Below are 15,248 nucleotides of genomic sequence, written 5' to 3' on the forward strand. Positions count from 1 at the left end.
GCACCATGACAGCCTCACGAGCTGTGATAATAACGTTGGAGCTGAGCGAAATCTCTTTCTGTATGAGAAAGTGTCTCATCTTAATAGCCGTCACATTGTTTATGTACAGCGCAGACCAACCCGCATCGCCTGAAAGTAATGTCAGCAATGTCTCATACCAGCTTCGTTACTGCGAACCGTATATTGCATATAGGTAGTTGTCACTTCCACCGGTATAGATCGTCCCATCAGCACCTATTGTAGGAGTATAGAATACCACCCCTGTGACAGTGTAGTCCCACTTGAGCGTGCCGTTGTGGGGATTCAGAGCAAGGAAACTCCCGCCGGATCCAGGGATATAGATCGTCCCATCAGATCCGATTGCAGGAGAAGAACTACCAAGGACTCCAACAGACTGCCACTTGAGGGTACCGTTGGGATTCAGAGCAAGGAGAATAGGATATGGGGTACCAACATCTACCGCAATATAGATCGTCCCGTCAGACCCGATGGCAGGCGATGCTCCTATATGTCCTCCGGTATCGTACCGCCACTTAAGGATACCGTCAGGATTCAGAGCATAGAAATAGTGGTCCCATGCTCCGAAGTAGATCGTCCCGTCAGACCCGATTGCAGGGGGAGCGCTCACGGTTCCAGTTTTATGCTTCCATTTAAGGGTGCCGTCGGGGTTTACCGCATAAAAATAGTCAACGTTGTTCCAAGTATTCTCCGATGCTCCGAAGTATATCGTTCCGTCAGACCCGATTGCAGGAGAACCGTAGATAGCAGGTAGGTCGCCTTCCACCTCATAACGCCACTTGAGAGCACCGTTGGGGCTTAGGGCATAGAGGTGGTTGCCTAGTGGGGTTACATAAATCGTCCCATCAGACCCGATCGCAACGGAACTGCCCGAAGATATTGAGAAACCCTCTTCATTATACTTCCACTTGAGGGTGCCGTCGGGATTCAGAGCATAGAGGTTGTCGATAAACACATCCTCCGCTCCTCCGAAGTATATCGTCCCGTCAGACCCCACTGCAGGGGAGGTCTCCACTGAGTATCCAACTTTATACTTCCACTTGAGGGTGCCGTCGGGGTTTACCGCGTAGAGGTAGCCGTCCTCTGAACCGACATAAATCGTCCCGTCAGACCCGATTGCAGGGCGGTGACGGACATAGCCTCCGGTCTCATACGCCCACTTGAGAGTACCTTCCATCCCACCGGTGATTGTACTCGCACCTGATTTTTCTGAACTCTTAAGCAGGTCTGGTTCCACCATGCTCAGGTACAGTTTGTAATATTCCTCTCCCAGAACCTCCTGAGGGTCGGGTTTCTCGGGCCAAGTCGCTTCAAGTCTCATCTTTTTTGCCCTCTCATAGCAAGCATAGGCGAGTTTTTGCTGAATAGTTGCCAGCTTAGCCTCTTCTTCTGTAGCCTTGCCTTCCCAGTAGCTGTTGATAATCTCCTGCTTTTCCCTCATGTGGCTGTACCACCACTCCTCGTCCGCCCCTGAGCCCTCGGCACATTCCCCCGTCTCTACGCAGGGTGAGATGCACTCCTCGTAGTTTATTCCCATTAGTTTGCGCCCTTGAGGAACACCTTCAGATGGAACTTCTTGCTGCTCCGGAGTGGTGAATTCCTCCGTCTGTCTCTTTGAGGCAGCTTTCTGTGACGCTCCTGACTCAACCGATTTTCCCCCAGTCGTCACCGGCATCGCACCACCAAGTTTGATGAGGTAAATGTCCCCGGGGTCACCGGTATAGGAGTTCCTGCCGGTGAACACTATGGCACTTCCTCCGTTTGCCATGTTTTTGCCGCCATACCAGTCGACAATATTCGGCGCCCCATTTTCACCCGGCGAAAGGACCCTCATCTCTCCTGTCCCGTCTATGTTTATGATGTGCAACCCATCCAAGACCCTCTGGCGATATGTGGCAAATACCACCTTGGTGCCGGAGGGGTCCGCATACCTGTACCAGGTTTTGATATCTCCTACCGTGGCCGAGGCAAAAATCTTACCAAAGCTTGAGATTATCTCAGAAACCTTCATTGTTCCCAGGTCCACATATGCCAGCTGATAATTGGTTCCAAGATCTGCCGTATAGAACACCCTCTGCCCATCCCGAGACATCTGAGCACCACGAATAAAAGTTTTTGATCCGATCTCATGTATTGTACCAGAGTCTCCAAATTTTACATATAATCCAAGATTTCCGCTTTTATCTCTCCCGGGAAATGCCACATTTCCTTCTCCAGCGGAACCTGTCTCACGATAGGTTGTTATCTCCAATCGAGGTCCTTCTCCCCATTGGATTTCATATCCCTCATCCATGGGGAAGAGCACCGGACCATAAACAAGGCCTGCATGTCCTTCATTCTCGATGGAAACCAGTGCGACGAAAGAGTCTATTGCCTGTTTGCCCAGGTATCCCCAGTTTACAACCATGGGCGTATCACACGTAACCCCCATTAGAGCAACAACTGTCCCGTCATATGCAACGTCCAGCGGACCAATTTGAATGATTTGGCAATCCCCCGGGTAACCGAGGTCCACCGGCTCCACCTTTATAACCTTTCCATTTATTCCTACCATATTATGTGTAAAATATGTCCCTTCAAGCCGATACGCCACATAATCCCCATTTCCGCTTATTACCGGCTCATCTGCTATCAAAAATCCTGAACCTCTAGGGTCCTTTGATTTAGCTTTGAACAAAACCGTCTCTTTGCCGGTTCCGAGGTCTCTTTTTACAATATCATAAAAATTGCCATCCTCACTTCTCCCGAAAGCTATATATCTGCCATTGTCATCGATGGATGGCCATTTTTCAAAATAATCATCACTGGTTATTCTGATTATTTCAATCTTTTTAGCCGCTGGCGCTTCAACGGTTTCCTGCATACCACCTCCTTCCTCAGGTCCCCTCTCCGGGCCCGTACCTGGGCTCTTCGGTTCCGTGCACCCCATGAAGAACAGCAATAACAGAAGCATTAGTGGCAGGACTTTATTCAAGGTTATCACTATCCTTTAAGCTTCTTGAGATACCTCTCCTTTGCTTTAATCACCTTATCCACAAACCCCTGAGGCAACTTCTTTGCATGGACCATGGCGAGGTAGCGGGTGGCTCCATGCTCGTCACGATATTTCACACTGAGCCAGTTGCTGAGGCCCATCAACCTCTTCTTGAGCTCTATGGACTCAAGACGGTCCAGGGGTATATCAACGCTCTGCTTTTTGTTGAGCGCCTCCTTTCCCAGATTATCTACATCCGGAGCGTCGGTGTCCACGTACATCAGTTCAGTTGCCACCCCGGCGGACATGTCCTTTTCCCCGGAGGACAGAAACATCAGCCTTTTTTCAGTAAGCACAAAATTTCCCAAAGTTGACCCGAAAGTTACCGTTCTGGGCTTTTCTCTGTGCCAGCAGGTAACTCCCCAGAGGGTTCCCAGCCTTTTTTCCCTCTCTTTTACCATCTTCCTTACCCCGCATGGGCACTCTATGCAAAAGACACTTTAACGAGCCCTCCTGTGCCCAACCTCCCTCAAAAGAAGAAGGTATCTGAGCTACATTACTACCCGTTTAAAGCATCCTTTTGTATATATTTTATCAGCAATCTATAAAAAATTTTTCATCAGTGGGTACAGTATTATCATCCACTAAAGAAATGCATACCTTACCGGAGTTGGAAAAATAGTAGATTTCTTATGTAGAGCTTTGATGTTACTTTCAATAATATTTTCAAAAAGTATATTAAGCTAAGGTTGTAATTCCGGTGATTCTCGTGGTTATCGATGAGGCTACTCTGAAAGAGGTTGAGGAGCTCAAGAAGGACTGCATAGTGCTGGCGCACAACTATCAGATACCTGAGATTCAGGACGCGGCAGACTTTATTGGCGATTCTCTGGGGCTGTGCAGGGCGGCGCAGCGCGTGGATAAGCCGTACATCCTCTTCTCAGGTGTTGACTTCATGGCAGAGAGTGCTGCGATGCTCAACCCTGAGAAGACTGTCGTGGTACCCGAGTATGAGGCCCACTGCCCCATGGCGGCGATGCTTCCGGCCAAGAAGCTTGAAGAGGCAAAGAAGGAGCATCCCGATGCGGCGGTTGTGCTGTACATAAACACCCGCCTTGAAGCCCGTGCTATGGCAGATGTTATGTGCACCTCAGCCAATGCGGTTAAAATTATAAAATCCATTCCAGAAAAGAAGATCCTCTTTGGGCCAGATAAGAACCTGGCGTGGCATGTCCAGAGGCATGTGAGGGATAAGGAAATTATTGTCGTGCCCCCGGAGGGCCACTGCATAACCCACCACAGGATTTTCACAGCAGAGGATGTGGAGCGCGGGAGGGCAGAGCACCCCGATGCGGAGGTGCTCATCCACCCGGAGTGTCCCCCCGAGGTCCAGCTCCTCGCCGATTACATATGCTCAACAGAGCAGATGGTGAAGCGCGCAGGGGAGAGTAGGGCTGAGGAGTTTATAATAGGCACAGAGGTTGGGATGCTCTACCGGCTTAAAAAGGAGTTCCCTGAGAAGAGGTTTTATCCACTGAATGAGCGCGCAGTTTGCAGGACAATGAAGATGAATACCTGGGAGAAGTTTATCACCCAGCTCAGAGAGAGGAAGAACATAATTAGAATAGACGAGAAAATCGCCGAAAGGGCGAGGATAAGCCTTGAGCGCATGCTTGAGCTTTCTAGGTAGTCTGCTTCTTAGCCTCTGTGAAGAATATTACCCCTGCCAGTGTTACTAGCCCTGCGGCGAGACCGTCAACAATCGGGGAGAGAACCACCGGGCCTATTAAGGGGATAATTCCCAGGATGGTGCCGACTATACCTGCGACCATGCCCACACCAACCATCAGCACCGCATAAACAAAGGTGTTGGCGATGTTTGCCCTTACAAACTGGTAGCTCCTTTTTATTGCAGATATAGCGTCGAGGTCCTCAACAACCAGCGCGACGATGGTGAACATCAGGAAGAAGCCTATTATTAAGCCCGGTATGATGAGGAGTAGCATCCCTGCCCCAACCGCCAAACCCACCAGTAGTGCGGCGATTATCAGGCTGCCAAGTTTGTTGCTCACCACATCAAACCCCCTGTCGAGAGAGGTGGTGCCCCTATTCAATGCCTCGAGGCCCATGCCTATTGCCATGCCCTGGGCAAGGATGTTGAGGATCAGAGTGAGCAGAACAATGGTACTCACAGCTCCAAGAGCTGCACCCATACTCAGCATATTCATTGGAGCCGCTTCAGTGCCCATCATAACCCCGCCCACCAGCAGGTATAAGAAGCCCACGATTATGTTGACTCCAATGAAGGGCACGGCGATGAGATAGTTCATCTTGAAAATCTCGAATGCTCTGCGATAAATCCCGACAACGTCCACTCTATGACCTCCCGGCCTCCTTCAGATGCAGATAATTTGCCGTGGGAGGTATTTTAGCTTTTCGTCTTCTCAACTGTAAATCATAACCTCATTGCAGTCAAGAAAATACGGCTCGTCTACGTGGATTTTCCTCTTTTTGAGGATCTCTTTCAGCCTGTCTCTATCTTTCAGAAATTCCTCTATCGCGTGCTTGTGACTGTAGCCCACAACGGCGAGAATCCTGCTCTCAGGGTGTCTCTCAGCCAGCCTCATTAACTTATAAGCCATAGCAGCCTCTCTGTCCAGCAGGAGAACCTCCTTTGCAGCACCGATGGAGGAGGGCGATATTTCAATCAGCCGACGATAGAAGGCAGGGATATCTCCCCTTTCAAACTCATCCCACAGGCGGGGGTCAGAGATTTTCAGCACCTGCTTCAGCCTATCCTCCATGTACTCCTTCGGAAGGTCTATCAGGCACACTCTGGCTCCCATCTCGCAGGCGGTGACCATGGCGACTTTCATCTCAGTCTCCAGATAAGCCTTTGCCTCCAGAAACTTCAGGTAGTCGTCGCTGGGCAGCTCCACACACACTATGCCTGGCTTTTCTTCCGCAATGGCGTCTTCAACCTCTGCGATGCTCATCTGGTGCCTGTGGTGCACCCCTATCATCCCTATTCTGCCCATATTTCAAACTCTGGCGCTAACGTCTCTCAAGGGTTAAATAGGTAAAGCCTTATATTACCCCTAACAACATACAATGGAGGACATAAATCCAATAAAAGATGCGATTAAATCAGGACGTATAAATATAACAGAACATGCAGACGAAGAACTTGCTAATGACGAGATATCGAATGAATCGCTCTACTACTCTGTTTTACATGGTGAGATAATTGAAGAGTATCCAGATGATTTCCCCTTTCCTAGTTGCTTGATATTTGGGAGAGACCAACAAGACAGAGCTATTCACAGTGTCTGGGCATATGCAGAAAAGTATAAAATCGCCATACTAATTACAGCATATGTTCCCGATGCTAATCGCTGGACTGATTACAAATGGAGAAAAGAGAAATGAGCGATATTGTTTCTGTGTGCCCAATATGTGGCGGGGATGTAGTTGTAAAAGAAGTTGAAAAGATGGTTAAAGGTGGAAACAATGTCGCTATTATTAAGGTTAAGGCAGGAGTATGCTCAAAATGCGGGGAGAGGATATATTCGAAGGAAACTCATGAGAAAATTCAGAGGGTCAGAAAAGAGCTTAAAGAAGGGCTCACAAACAACTTTGAGCCTGTTGGATGCACTTATATATACAAAGCTGAAGTTTAAACAGTTATGACCCTCGGCGCTGTGGACTTCGTTCTTGGTAATGAAACCTTTGAGGAAGTTCTGGGCATCTTCGAGGAGCTCAATCTATGGCTGGAGCTTGCCAGATTTACCGATAATCTCGAGCCCCTGGAGAGCTTTAGCGTGGAGGTGCGCTCTGTTCAGGCGTATGAGCTTCACAAGCTGAGCCTTGTGAGCCCGCATAGAGAAGAGCGCAGGGCTGCGAGGGAATGCATTAAAGACAAGATAAAGCTTGCCAGCACAGCTGGAGCACAGCGCGTGATTGCAGTGCCCGCCTATGGCTACGCACATGCACCCGACGCCTACGCAACCTGCGTCGAAAGCTTCCGCGAGCTTGCCGACTACGCTACCAGCTGTGGGGTAAGCATTGCAATAGAGGCCCTCAGCCCCAGGCGAACCAACTTCCTGCCCTCACTGTGTCAGGTTGTGACCCTTGTGAAAGAGATAGACAGGGAGAATGTGCAGGCGATGGCAGATACCATGCACCTCTACCATGCCGGCGAAAACTTAGCTGAAATTCTCGATGGTGCCGAGATAGTGGAGCTTCACCTCAGGGATACCGGCAGCGCACCCCCGGGTAAAGGAAGCATAGATTTCGAGCAGATTCTCAGGCATGGAGCAAGCGCTGAGCTCTGCCTGGAATACCGGCAGAGCGGTAAAGATGCGCTGAGGGAGGCTGTAAGTTTCATAAGAGGCCTACTTGCCCGCTGAGGCGCGCATCCTTTTAATCTCCGCCGCAATCTCCTTCAAAATCACACTCTTCGGCTTAACCTTGTCCACAATAACGCGCCCCGAAACCTCCCACCACTCCTTTGGGTAGGCCTTCTCCCGCTCAACCTCCGGGTTCAGACCCAGATGCTCAGCCGCCTCCGCTATCTCCTTGAGCGTTGGCGAAGCAACAGCGTGCTTCTCTGAAATCTTCCTCCCATCTGCCCGCGACTTATTTGCATCGATATTCGGGGGCCATATCATAATCCGCTCCATCATAATGCCTCCTTTAGTATTTTAAGGCACTCCTCCAGGGTATAGCGCTCCGGCATGGCAACGCGTTTAACTCCGAAACCCTCCAGCGTCTTCTTTGTATCTGGTGCTATTGCAACCACATTAATGCGGTTCAGTAACGCGGCAAACTTCCCATTGCCAATCACAGCAAAAATATTCCTGACAGTCTGCGCCGAGGTGAAAATCGCTGCTTTGACCTCGCCCTTCTCCAGACCCTCGCGCAGGGCAAAGATTGAACTCCTGTCCTCAGGTACCCTCGAGTCATAGATGGGCACCTCCACAACCTCAGCAAACTTCCTAAGCTCCCTGACGAGTAGCTCCCTCCCGGCTGAAGCCCTGGCCACCAGAATGCGCTTTCCCTCGGCACCCGCCTCACGCAGCGCCTCCACAAGACCCTCGCTTCGAAACTCTTGCGGAGTCAGCGCCACGCGTATGCCCAGCTTCTCCAGCGCCTGACGCGTCTTCTGCCCTACGGCGGCGACTTTAACTCCGCGCAGCGCATCGCCAAAGTAGCTGTGCATGAGCCTGGCTCCGAAAGCGCTTGTTATTATCACCCAGTCGTAGTCCGCAAGTTTACCCACCGCAGCCCTAACCTCCCTCTTGCCCCGGGGGACGAGCTCAACAGCATTGACGATCAGTGCTTCAAAACCATAGGAAGAAGCCAGCTCTTTCGTGGCACCCTCCTTACCCTTCGGACGCGTAATCGCAATCTTCATGCTCGCCCCTATATGAAGCCCAGCTTAGCCAGAACCTCTATGGCAATCAGCCCAAGAGCTGCATAGAGCACCTGCTCAGGCTTGAACTTGAGCCCGCGCCCCTCCTCATCCATATAGCGCACCAGACCTGCGCCGGAGGCGGGCATTGAAACACGCTGCTTCTTCCTCTTCACCATGTGGTTCACCTAATACCTTCTACTCAGCTTAACAATAAAAAATTATTCCCCATTGAGACACAGCAGAAGCTCCTGCAGGTAGTACTCCAGCTCCTCCCTGCTCTCAGCCGCCAGTCCACGTTTTGCAATCTCCCTTATCTCCTCGTCGAAGCTGCCCCCTGCTATGCTCTTGAGCACTCGCCTGGCCTCGCTTACCTGCAGCATCTCAACCTCGCTCTCAGTAACCTCCAGGTGGGGGTATCGCTTAAAGTAGTCGAAGACGGTGCTCTTGGGTATGCCCAGCGCTGAAGCTATGCGGTAGAAGCTCACTCCAGCCTTGCGCATGGCAAGGATCCTCCTGACCTTCTCCTCGTCGAGCTTTCTCGGCCTCCCCCGCGAAGCTACGACTTCCACCTCAACACCGCTATCGCGCAGAAATGACAGCGTGTCCTCAGGCGTCTGCTTCAACGCCGTCGGGGTAAGGGTTAGCTTCCTCACCCCCCGCTCAACGCACGCCCTGGCGAGCCTCATACTTATGTAATTGCTGAAGTGCATCCGATAATTTCCATATTGCCCGCGCTTATATATCCCTTTCGCCCATCGCAGCCTTGAGCAAAGTGAAGGGGTCCTGCATTCTGCCCACCTCCCGCGCGGCACGCTCTCTGAGTTCTTCCTTCTCCCCTTTCTCTGGCAGAAGCTCCAGCAGCTCATCCACACTGCGGGCATGCCTCATCAGCCCGAGCCTAATCAGGTACCTGTCAACGCCCAGCAGAGCCTGGGGGTAGAGAGAGATTGCAGGCGTGCCGAGCAGTGCAGCCTCGCGGTTCATCGTTCCCCCCTCGCTTATAACAGCCTCCGCATAGTAGCTCAGGCTCAGAGTGTCCACATTTTTTAGGGTAATGCAGTGCCGGTATCTTTCCTTCCCCCGTGGAATCACAACAACGTTATAGCCCAGCCTGCGAAGCCTGTCTATAACTTCCTGGGTCCTCTTTTGTCCCTGATAGTAGGCTGCGCCCAGTGGAGGGGGGCGCAGAAGCACAAAGTGCTCAAGCCCAAGCGACTCCACAGTCGAAGGCTCGGGGGAGAAGTTTCTGACCTGCACCACCTCCAGAACACCTTTAAAGGTGAGAAGGCGCTCCCCCTGCGCCCCCTGGCTTAGCAGCAGCCTTCCGTCGGTGGCCTCCGGTGCTATTATGCGGGTGCATAAGCTGAGCGTAAGTCGGTTCTGGTGCTCCGCATACTCGTTGTCCACAAAGTGGTAGTAGGGTATTCCCAACCCAAAGGCCACACGCGCCGCCTCAACACTGTGCTTGGCAACCGCAGCGGAGATGCGCCTTCGCGAAAGCAGCTCCGCCAGACCAATAATACGCTCTGCACTGGCGATAAGCTTTGCCTTCCTGTCACCTGCATGCTCTCCCACAGAGACAAAGTCTATACCTCTGGCTTTAAGCATGTCCTCGAGAAAGCCGGACCTCCTCGCAGTGACAAAGCAGCGGCTCTCCTCTATAAACTTCTGGAAAAATGGGACATGGGGCAGGTTGGTTATATCAACCCAGAGCATGTGGCATGTTCTCCTCGCCGAGATATAAACCTACCGCATGGCTATGGCGATGGCTATCGCCACGCACACCAGCTCAACTCCCCACACGATAGCCACCACCTGCGCCTCACGCATCGGTTTGAGCTTCAGAAAGAGCCTCGGCAGCGAGAGATTTCCCCCTTCCGGCGGGTAGAGCAGCCCTCGTCTGAGCACTGTCGGCTTCTGCACCTCCCGGGTCATAACCCCTGCGCTCACAAACTTTAGCGCCGCATCCGCAACGTAGGGGAGGAAGATTACTCCGCCCTCCACCTCAAGCTTGCCCAGTATAAGCGCCGGAAGCAGCGCAGCGCCTATCGCGAGCGTAGCGACATCGCCGGGAAAGACCCTCGCAGGGTAGCGGTTGTAGTGGAGGAAGGCGATGAGAGAGGCGAAGAGTAGCAAAGCTATTACGAAGCTCTCCTCCTCTCCCTCGAGCAGGGCCACCACCGCAACGCCCAGCGCAGCTATCGCCCCGGTGCCTATCTCAAGGCCATTGAAGCCCGCGAGCATATTTGTGAAGTTGCATGCGCACATAAACAGGAGGGGCACCGCAAGGAGGTAGATGATGCCGAGCTCCATGCCAAATAGGCGGGTATCCTCCACAAAGGGCAGGAGTACAACACCTATCAAGCTAAGGTAGACCACCTTCTCCCTTGCTGAGAGACGTCTAATCCTGTCGTAGTAGCCCAGGGCGGCTGTAAGTAGTACAACGGCAAGTGTGGCATAGAACCACATCTCGGGTCCAGCGTAGAGGGCGTAGAGGAGAGCAGAGGTGAGAAAGCCCACAACTACGGCTATGCCCCCCTGCTCAGGTATCTTCGGCTTGGCCTCCTTGTGGAGGTCGACGCCCATGAAACCCGCACTGGCGGCCCACCTCATAACCCTCGGGGTTACGAGGAAAGTTAACACAAAGGAGAGTAGGGCAAAGGGTAAAACTTCAAGCATAAATAGAGGTGGAAGAGCAGGTTAATAAGCTTTCAGTTTTTCTTCCTCATAAGTCCAAAGGCAAACAGTGGGACCAATGTTATTATTAGCGCAGCCGTAGGTCCACATATCCCCTTCTCAGAGGGCTGTGTGCCCATGGTTGACATCACACCCATGGGAGACTTTACCCCTTTAAGGACAACCCCCGCCTTTGGGTCGTGGACTATTTTCGTCCCTCTGGGATAAGTAATATAGACAAACCACTCCCCGTCGGAAGCCGTGGGTGAGACTTCTCCCCTTGTTGAGACCCCATCGACGGTCACGTCACCCGACCAGTCGAAATACACCAGCGAAGTCTCCGACTCTGCATAGAAATACTCCCCGTCCTCTATCTCAACCCCCTTTTCAGAATAAACCTTGGCCTTCAGGGCCAGCCTGCTGTTGTCCTCCTCAAAGGGGAAGTCTGATATCTCCACCAATATCTTCATCTCAGATGGTTTGATCTGCACCTTGCCTACTGTTGCAGGGGTGTTGAAGACTATGCCGGTGATGCCAAAATCTGTCCCCTCTGGAGTCTCCCCCTGAGTCTTCAGCTTAAATCCTGTGCTGCTGCCAGCAGTTATCTTCTCGAAGGAGGGTGGACGGTAGATAACAACTCCTCTGTCTCCTAGGAAAACCTCCTTGATCACTTCATCCACTGCTTCACTAAAAGCGCCGTCTCCGTTCCTGTCTATAAATTCGATAAGCTTGTGGAAGGTCACACGAATCTCGACCTCCTCCTCAGCGGCACCAGCCTCTATGGCATACTCAAATTCCATAGAGAGGGGTCCTTCCCCACCCTCGGTATAGAACTTAATCTCAAGTCTGGAGGCATATGACTCATTCTCAAAATAAGACATAACTTCAACGTAGTCATCATATACCCCAACTTCTAACTCACGCTCTTCTTCAACAGAAGATGCCGACACTGAGCCTATAAGAAGTGTAAAACTTAATAACAGGATAATGCCCCTCATAGTATTTCAGTTAATTTTTGCCGCCATATATATTTAACGCTTGGTTATAAACTCCCTGTGCAGCGCCCTCGCAGCCTTTGCCGCATCATCGCCCCCCACGACGAAGGAGATGTTCACCTCACTTGAACCCTGAGCTATCATGAGCACATTGACACTGGCGTTTGCCACGGCCGTGAAAACACGCGCCGCCACACCCCGGGTACCGCGCATTCCAGCACCCACCACAGCGATTATCGCAACATCCTCATTGTACTGCACATCCCGCACTATGTTTGCACCTATAAACTCTTCGCGCAGCGCATCCACTGCACGCTCCACATCACCTTTTTCGACCACAATGGAGATGTTCGCCTCGCTCGAACCCTGGGAGATCATGAGGATGTTAACCTTCTGCTGCGCCAGCGCTGTGAATACCCGCGAGGCAACACCGGGCAAACCTATCATTCCCACGCCTGAGATGTTGAGCAGGGCGACGTTCTTCATCACACTTATCGCCTTGACGATGTCGCTGCTCTTCTCCTGCTCCATCACTATGAGCGTGCCCTCACATGCAGGGTTAAAGGTGTTTCTCACGCGCACAGGTATACCCTTTTCCATCGCGGGCTCTATGGTTTTTGGATGCAGCACCCTGGCGCCGAAATATGCCAGCTCCATGGCCTCGATGTAGGAGAGCACCTCTATTACCCTGGCCTCCTCTACCAGCTTTGGGTCAGTGGTAAGTATGCCATCCACATCCGTCCATATCCATATCTCATCTGCGTCAAGTACAGCGCCGAGAATGGCTGCGGTGTAGTCGGAGCCTCCTCTACCAAGGGTGGTTATCCTTCCCTCCTCATTACCTGAGACGAAGCCGGTTATTACTGGAATGCTGTCCTTCAGGCGGGGCTCTATAATCTCTCGCACACGCTCCTCGGTTATCTCCATTATTGGCGAAGCTCTGCCAAAGTTGGAATCTGTAACTATCCCCGCCTCGTAGCCTGTATACCAGCGCGAGTTTATCCCTCTTTTACGCAGCGCAGCACTCACCAGGGGTGCAGCCAGACGCTCGCCGAAGGAGAGCACATAGTCGAGGGAGCGCGGTGTGAGCTCGCCCACATAGGAGATGCCCACAAGTATCTTCTCAAGCTCGCTCAGCTGGCGCTCTATCTCAGCCTTCAGCTCTGGGATTTCCTCCTCCCTTGCCACCTCCTGCACCACACCTGTGTGCTTCTCCCGCATATAGGCTATAAACTCGCGGATGTGTTCCTCATCTATGCCCTGGGCCACCTCCTCGGCGATTCCCACCAGGCGGTCTGTAACGCCGCTCATGGCGCTGGTCACCACTAGTGTCTCCGGTGCTGCAAACTTCTTCACCAGCTCTGCGACGCGGGAGATGCGCTCAGCGCTGCCCACGCTGGTGCCACCGAACTTCATAACCAGACGCTTCATCGCTTAAGGCATGGCGCAGATAGTATTTAAGATTACCGGAGCAAACTTCATAAACCCCTGTGCAAGACTAAGAGATATGCCAGCGTACCTCTACCTCATAGGTAATGCAGGCTGCGGAAAGAGCGCCCTCACCAGCGCATTCAAAAACTGGATGCAGACCTATGGGTATGATGCCGTGACTGTGAACCTGGACCCGGGTGTTGAGTGGCTTCCCTACGCTCCGGATGTGGATGTGAGGGAGTGGATTAACCTCGACGCTGTTATGCGGGAGTATGGCGTCGGTCCCAATGGTGCGCAGATAGTCGCAGCCGACCTGCTGGCGCTGAAAATCAACGAGATTAAGGAAGCTATAGATGAATTTGTCACCGAGTACTATCTGATAGATACCCCGGGGCAGATGGAGCTGTTCACCCTGCGCAGCTCCAGCCATGTTGTTGTGGAAAGCCTGGGCAGGGAGAGCTCGGTGCTTGCCTACCTCTTTGACCCGGCGCTTGCCAAAACTCCGCAGGGGTTCATCTCACTGGTGCTTCAGAGCCTCTCTGCACAGTTCCGCCTTGATTTGCCCTGTGTGGCTGCGCTGAGCAAGGTTGACCTTCTTACAAGGGAGGAGCTGGTAAGAATTCTGGAATGGGGAAGCGACCCGAATGTGCTCTACGACGACCTTATCGCCCAGGGGTCGCTCACCGCAAATCTCAATGTGGAGATCTTCCGCGCCCTGGAGATAACAGACGCCTACAAGCCTCTGATACCCACTTCCGCTGAGACGGGCGAGGGCATAGCCGACCTGTACAACGAGGTGCAGCAGGTGCTCTACGGCGGCGAAGATTTGGGCAGCGATTAAACCCGGAATCACTCCGGAAGTAATAGGATACTGGTGATTACCCGTTCCGCACGAAGTGCGATAGGTGATTTAGTTCCTATTGGCCCAGCTTCTCGAGAAACTCATCCACTGGGATTATGGGCATGGTCTGCGTACGTATGGTGCCTCGCGAGGCGAGTTCCACCATCGCCTTTGCTATTGTAATCTCATCCTCAGCTTCGACTATGTTCAGGAAGTCAAAGTTTCCAAGCACCAGGTACTGCTCCAGTACCTTAACCCCCATGTTTTCCAGCTCCTGGTTCACCTCTTTAACGCGGGAGGGCTTGCTCTTCAGGGTCTTCGCCCCCTCATCCGTAAGAGTGGAAATCACCACATACTTCGGCAAATCAACCACCTCCATTAATAGTTTTGTGGGTAGAGGTATTTAGAGGTTTCTGTTGACTCGAACTGGTCCACCACCGTAATTTTAAGTATTTTACTCTTCGAGAGTTGAGAGGATTTTGTCAATTTTCTCTTTTAATTGTTGGGTCTTGTTTTTGACTATATCCCACTGGACGTTCTGTGAGGTGGTAAGCTATTCACTACCCCTCGCCCTCTTTATCTCCTCCCGTATCGCCTCTATGCCACGAAGGCAGTCGCGCTCCTCCACCAGAAAGATTGTCTCAACATAACTGGACATCATCTCCACCACGTTTATTCCCTCCGCAGCGAGAAGACTGCTCAGGCGAGCAAGAACGCCGCTGGTGGAGACAATCTCCGGCGGGCTCTTTACAAAGATACCTGCAAGACTCCGCTTGCTCTCAATCAGCTCATCGCCAAACAGCTCCTCTAGCTTTGCGATGTGCCCCTGGCGAGTCACTATGGTAAGGTTCTCCAGCCCCTGGAGGAGCACATAGGTCTCTCCCCGAAGGGCGCGGT

At 52.1% G+C, this 15,248-nt stretch carries 19 protein-coding genes; 5 read left to right on the top strand and 14 right to left on the bottom strand.

The features are described 5' to 3' along the window. Nucleotides 1-166: 166 nt before the first annotated feature. Together ACXJJW_RS11335 and ACXJJW_RS11340 are read right to left on the bottom strand one after the other, a co-directional pair. Nucleotides 167-2,881, bottom strand: coding sequence for an outer membrane protein assembly factor BamB family protein (locus ACXJJW_RS11335; protein ID WP_456475861.1), 2,715 nt, complete (start codon nucleotides 2,879-2,881; stop codon nucleotides 167-169). Nucleotides 2,882-3,000: 119 nt separating this feature from the next. Continuing rightward, nucleotides 3,001-3,453, bottom strand: coding sequence for a hypothetical protein (locus ACXJJW_RS11340; RefSeq protein WP_456475862.1), 453 nt, complete (start codon nucleotides 3,451-3,453; stop codon nucleotides 3,001-3,003). Between the two features lie 308 nt (nucleotides 3,454-3,761). On the opposite strand from ACXJJW_RS11340, the gene nadA reads away from it, so the two are divergent. Beyond that, nucleotides 3,762-4,682 (top strand): quinolinate synthase NadA, encoded by a 921-nt coding sequence (gene nadA / locus ACXJJW_RS11345; RefSeq protein ID WP_456475863.1) that lies wholly within the window; start codon nucleotides 3,762-3,764, stop codon nucleotides 4,680-4,682. Here the strand turns inward: nadA and ACXJJW_RS11350 are convergent. Beyond that, nucleotides 4,675-5,367 (bottom strand): DUF7847 domain-containing protein, encoded by a 693-nt coding sequence (locus tag ACXJJW_RS11350; RefSeq protein ID WP_456475864.1) that lies wholly within the window; start codon nucleotides 5,365-5,367, stop codon nucleotides 4,675-4,677. The genes nadA and ACXJJW_RS11350 overlap by 8 nt on opposite strands. A gap of 69 nt (nucleotides 5,368-5,436) precedes the next feature. Beyond that, nucleotides 5,437-6,030, bottom strand: coding sequence for a hypothetical protein (locus ACXJJW_RS11355; RefSeq protein ID WP_456475865.1), 594 nt, complete (start codon nucleotides 6,028-6,030; stop codon nucleotides 5,437-5,439). Nucleotides 6,031-6,103: 73 nt separating this feature from the next. Between ACXJJW_RS11355 and ACXJJW_RS11360 the strand changes: the two genes are divergently transcribed. From ACXJJW_RS11360 to ACXJJW_RS11370, 3 genes are read left to right on the top strand one after another with little or no spacing between them, the layout of a single operon-like run. Then, nucleotides 6,104-6,421 carry a DUF4258 domain-containing protein gene (locus tag ACXJJW_RS11360; RefSeq protein ID WP_456475866.1) on the top strand — a complete coding sequence of 106 codons (318 nt, stop codon included), beginning with the start codon at nucleotides 6,104-6,106 and terminating at the stop codon, nucleotides 6,419-6,421. Then, a complete protein-coding gene (locus ACXJJW_RS11365; protein ID WP_456475867.1) occupies nucleotides 6,403-6,672 on the top strand; it encodes a YgiT-type zinc finger protein in 270 nt (89 codons plus the stop codon). The genes ACXJJW_RS11360 and ACXJJW_RS11365 overlap by 19 nt, the downstream gene beginning before the upstream one ends. Nucleotides 6,673-6,678: 6 nt before the next feature. Next, entirely contained in the window at nucleotides 6,679-7,401 is a 723-nt protein-coding gene (locus ACXJJW_RS11370) for a sugar phosphate isomerase/epimerase family protein (protein WP_456475868.1), read from the top strand. Here the strand turns inward: ACXJJW_RS11370 and ACXJJW_RS11375 are convergent. From ACXJJW_RS11375 to ACXJJW_RS11410, 8 genes are read right to left on the bottom strand one after another with little or no spacing between them, the layout of a single operon-like run. Continuing rightward, nucleotides 7,387-7,677, bottom strand: a complete 291-nt coding sequence (locus ACXJJW_RS11375) for a signal recognition particle protein Srp19 (RefSeq protein WP_456475869.1) — start codon at nucleotides 7,675-7,677, stop codon at nucleotides 7,387-7,389. The genes ACXJJW_RS11370 and ACXJJW_RS11375 overlap by 15 nt on opposite strands. Next, a complete protein-coding gene (locus tag ACXJJW_RS11380) occupies nucleotides 7,674-8,408 on the bottom strand; it encodes a uroporphyrinogen-III synthase (protein ID WP_456475870.1) in 735 nt (244 codons plus the stop codon). Before ACXJJW_RS11380 ends, ACXJJW_RS11375 begins: the two co-directional genes overlap by 4 nt. Nucleotides 8,409-8,416: 8 nt before the next feature. Further along, on the bottom strand, nucleotides 8,417-8,584 hold the full coding sequence (locus ACXJJW_RS11385) for a preprotein translocase subunit Sec61beta (RefSeq protein WP_456475878.1): 168 nt from the start codon (nucleotides 8,582-8,584) through the stop codon (nucleotides 8,417-8,419). Between the two features lie 42 nt (nucleotides 8,585-8,626). Next, a complete protein-coding gene (locus ACXJJW_RS11390; RefSeq protein ID WP_456475871.1) occupies nucleotides 8,627-9,118 on the bottom strand; it encodes a helix-turn-helix domain-containing protein in 492 nt (163 codons plus the stop codon). 25 nt (nucleotides 9,119-9,143) lie between these two features. Beyond that, entirely contained in the window at nucleotides 9,144-10,124 is a 981-nt protein-coding gene (locus tag ACXJJW_RS11395; protein WP_456475872.1) for a DUF354 domain-containing protein, read from the bottom strand. 30 nt (nucleotides 10,125-10,154) lie between these two features. Beyond that, nucleotides 10,155-11,087: an MraY family glycosyltransferase gene (locus ACXJJW_RS11400; RefSeq protein ID WP_456475873.1), complete on the bottom strand. Its 933-nt coding sequence runs from the start codon at nucleotides 11,085-11,087 to the stop codon at nucleotides 10,155-10,157. 32 nt (nucleotides 11,088-11,119) lie between these two features. Continuing rightward, nucleotides 11,120-12,082 carry a hypothetical protein gene (locus ACXJJW_RS11405; protein ID WP_456475874.1) on the bottom strand — a complete coding sequence of 321 codons (963 nt, stop codon included), beginning with the start codon at nucleotides 12,080-12,082 and terminating at the stop codon, nucleotides 11,120-11,122. Between the two features lie 33 nt (nucleotides 12,083-12,115). Then, a complete protein-coding gene (locus ACXJJW_RS11410; protein ID WP_456475875.1) occupies nucleotides 12,116-13,510 on the bottom strand; it encodes an aspartate kinase in 1,395 nt (464 codons plus the stop codon). A gap of 10 nt (nucleotides 13,511-13,520) precedes the next feature. Here ACXJJW_RS11410 and ACXJJW_RS11415 point away from each other — a divergent pair, with 10 nt between their 5' ends. After that, the gene (locus ACXJJW_RS11415) at nucleotides 13,521-14,351 is read left to right on the top strand and encodes a PRK13768 family protein (protein WP_456475876.1); all 831 of its coding nucleotides are present in this window, start codon (nucleotides 13,521-13,523) and stop codon (nucleotides 14,349-14,351) included. A gap of 76 nt (nucleotides 14,352-14,427) precedes the next feature. Here ACXJJW_RS11415 and ACXJJW_RS11420 read toward each other — a convergent pair whose 3' ends face one another. Both ACXJJW_RS11420 and ACXJJW_RS11425 read right to left on the bottom strand, forming a co-directional pair. Continuing rightward, nucleotides 14,428-14,715: a GYD domain-containing protein gene (locus ACXJJW_RS11420; protein ID WP_456475879.1), complete on the bottom strand. Its 288-nt coding sequence runs from the start codon at nucleotides 14,713-14,715 to the stop codon at nucleotides 14,428-14,430. A gap of 189 nt (nucleotides 14,716-14,904) precedes the next feature. Continuing rightward, a partial coding sequence (locus tag ACXJJW_RS11425; RefSeq protein WP_456475877.1) for an ACT domain-containing protein occupies nucleotides 14,905-15,248 on the bottom strand: 344 nt, incomplete at its 5' end.

This window comes from Candidatus Pyrohabitans sp., assembly GCF_054014795.1.

Excerpts from the sequence above, each read along its gene's own strand:
- ACXJJW_RS11335 (WP_456475861.1), bottom strand. The coding sequence starts at position 2,881 with ATGCAGGAAACCGTTGAAGCGCCAGCGGCTAAAAAGATTGAAATAATC.
- ACXJJW_RS11370 (WP_456475868.1), top strand. The coding sequence starts at position 6,679 with ATGACCCTCGGCGCTGTGGACTTCGTTCTTGGTAATGAAACCTTTGAG.
- ACXJJW_RS11365 (WP_456475867.1), top strand. The coding sequence starts at position 6,403 with ATGGAGAAAAGAGAAATGAGCGATATTGTTTCTGTGTGCCCAATATGT.
- ACXJJW_RS11390 (WP_456475871.1), bottom strand. The coding sequence starts at position 9,118 with ATGCACTTCAGCAATTACATAAGTATGAGGCTCGCCAGGGCGTGCGTT.
- ACXJJW_RS11385 (WP_456475878.1), bottom strand. The coding sequence starts at position 8,584 with ATGGTGAAGAGGAAGAAGCAGCGTGTTTCAATGCCCGCCTCCGGCGCA.
- ACXJJW_RS11415 (WP_456475876.1), top strand. The coding sequence starts at position 13,521 with ATGGCGCAGATAGTATTTAAGATTACCGGAGCAAACTTCATAAACCCC.
- ACXJJW_RS11355 (WP_456475865.1), bottom strand. The coding sequence starts at position 6,030 with ATGGGCAGAATAGGGATGATAGGGGTGCACCACAGGCACCAGATGAGC.
- ACXJJW_RS11340 (WP_456475862.1), bottom strand. The coding sequence starts at position 3,453 with ATGGTAAAAGAGAGGGAAAAAAGGCTGGGAACCCTCTGGGGAGTTACC.
- ACXJJW_RS11360 (WP_456475866.1), top strand. The coding sequence starts at position 6,104 with ATGGAGGACATAAATCCAATAAAAGATGCGATTAAATCAGGACGTATA.
- ACXJJW_RS11405 (WP_456475874.1), bottom strand. The coding sequence starts at position 12,082 with ATGAGGGGCATTATCCTGTTATTAAGTTTTACACTTCTTATAGGCTCA.
- ACXJJW_RS11375 (WP_456475869.1), bottom strand. The coding sequence starts at position 7,677 with ATGATGGAGCGGATTATGATATGGCCCCCGAATATCGATGCAAATAAG.
- ACXJJW_RS11400 (WP_456475873.1), bottom strand. The coding sequence starts at position 11,087 with ATGCTTGAAGTTTTACCCTTTGCCCTACTCTCCTTTGTGTTAACTTTC.
- ACXJJW_RS11410 (WP_456475875.1), bottom strand. The coding sequence starts at position 13,510 with ATGAAGCGTCTGGTTATGAAGTTCGGTGGCACCAGCGTGGGCAGCGCT.
- ACXJJW_RS11395 (WP_456475872.1), bottom strand. The coding sequence starts at position 10,124 with ATGCTCTGGGTTGATATAACCAACCTGCCCCATGTCCCATTTTTCCAG.
- ACXJJW_RS11380 (WP_456475870.1), bottom strand. The coding sequence starts at position 8,408 with ATGAAGATTGCGATTACGCGTCCGAAGGGTAAGGAGGGTGCCACGAAA.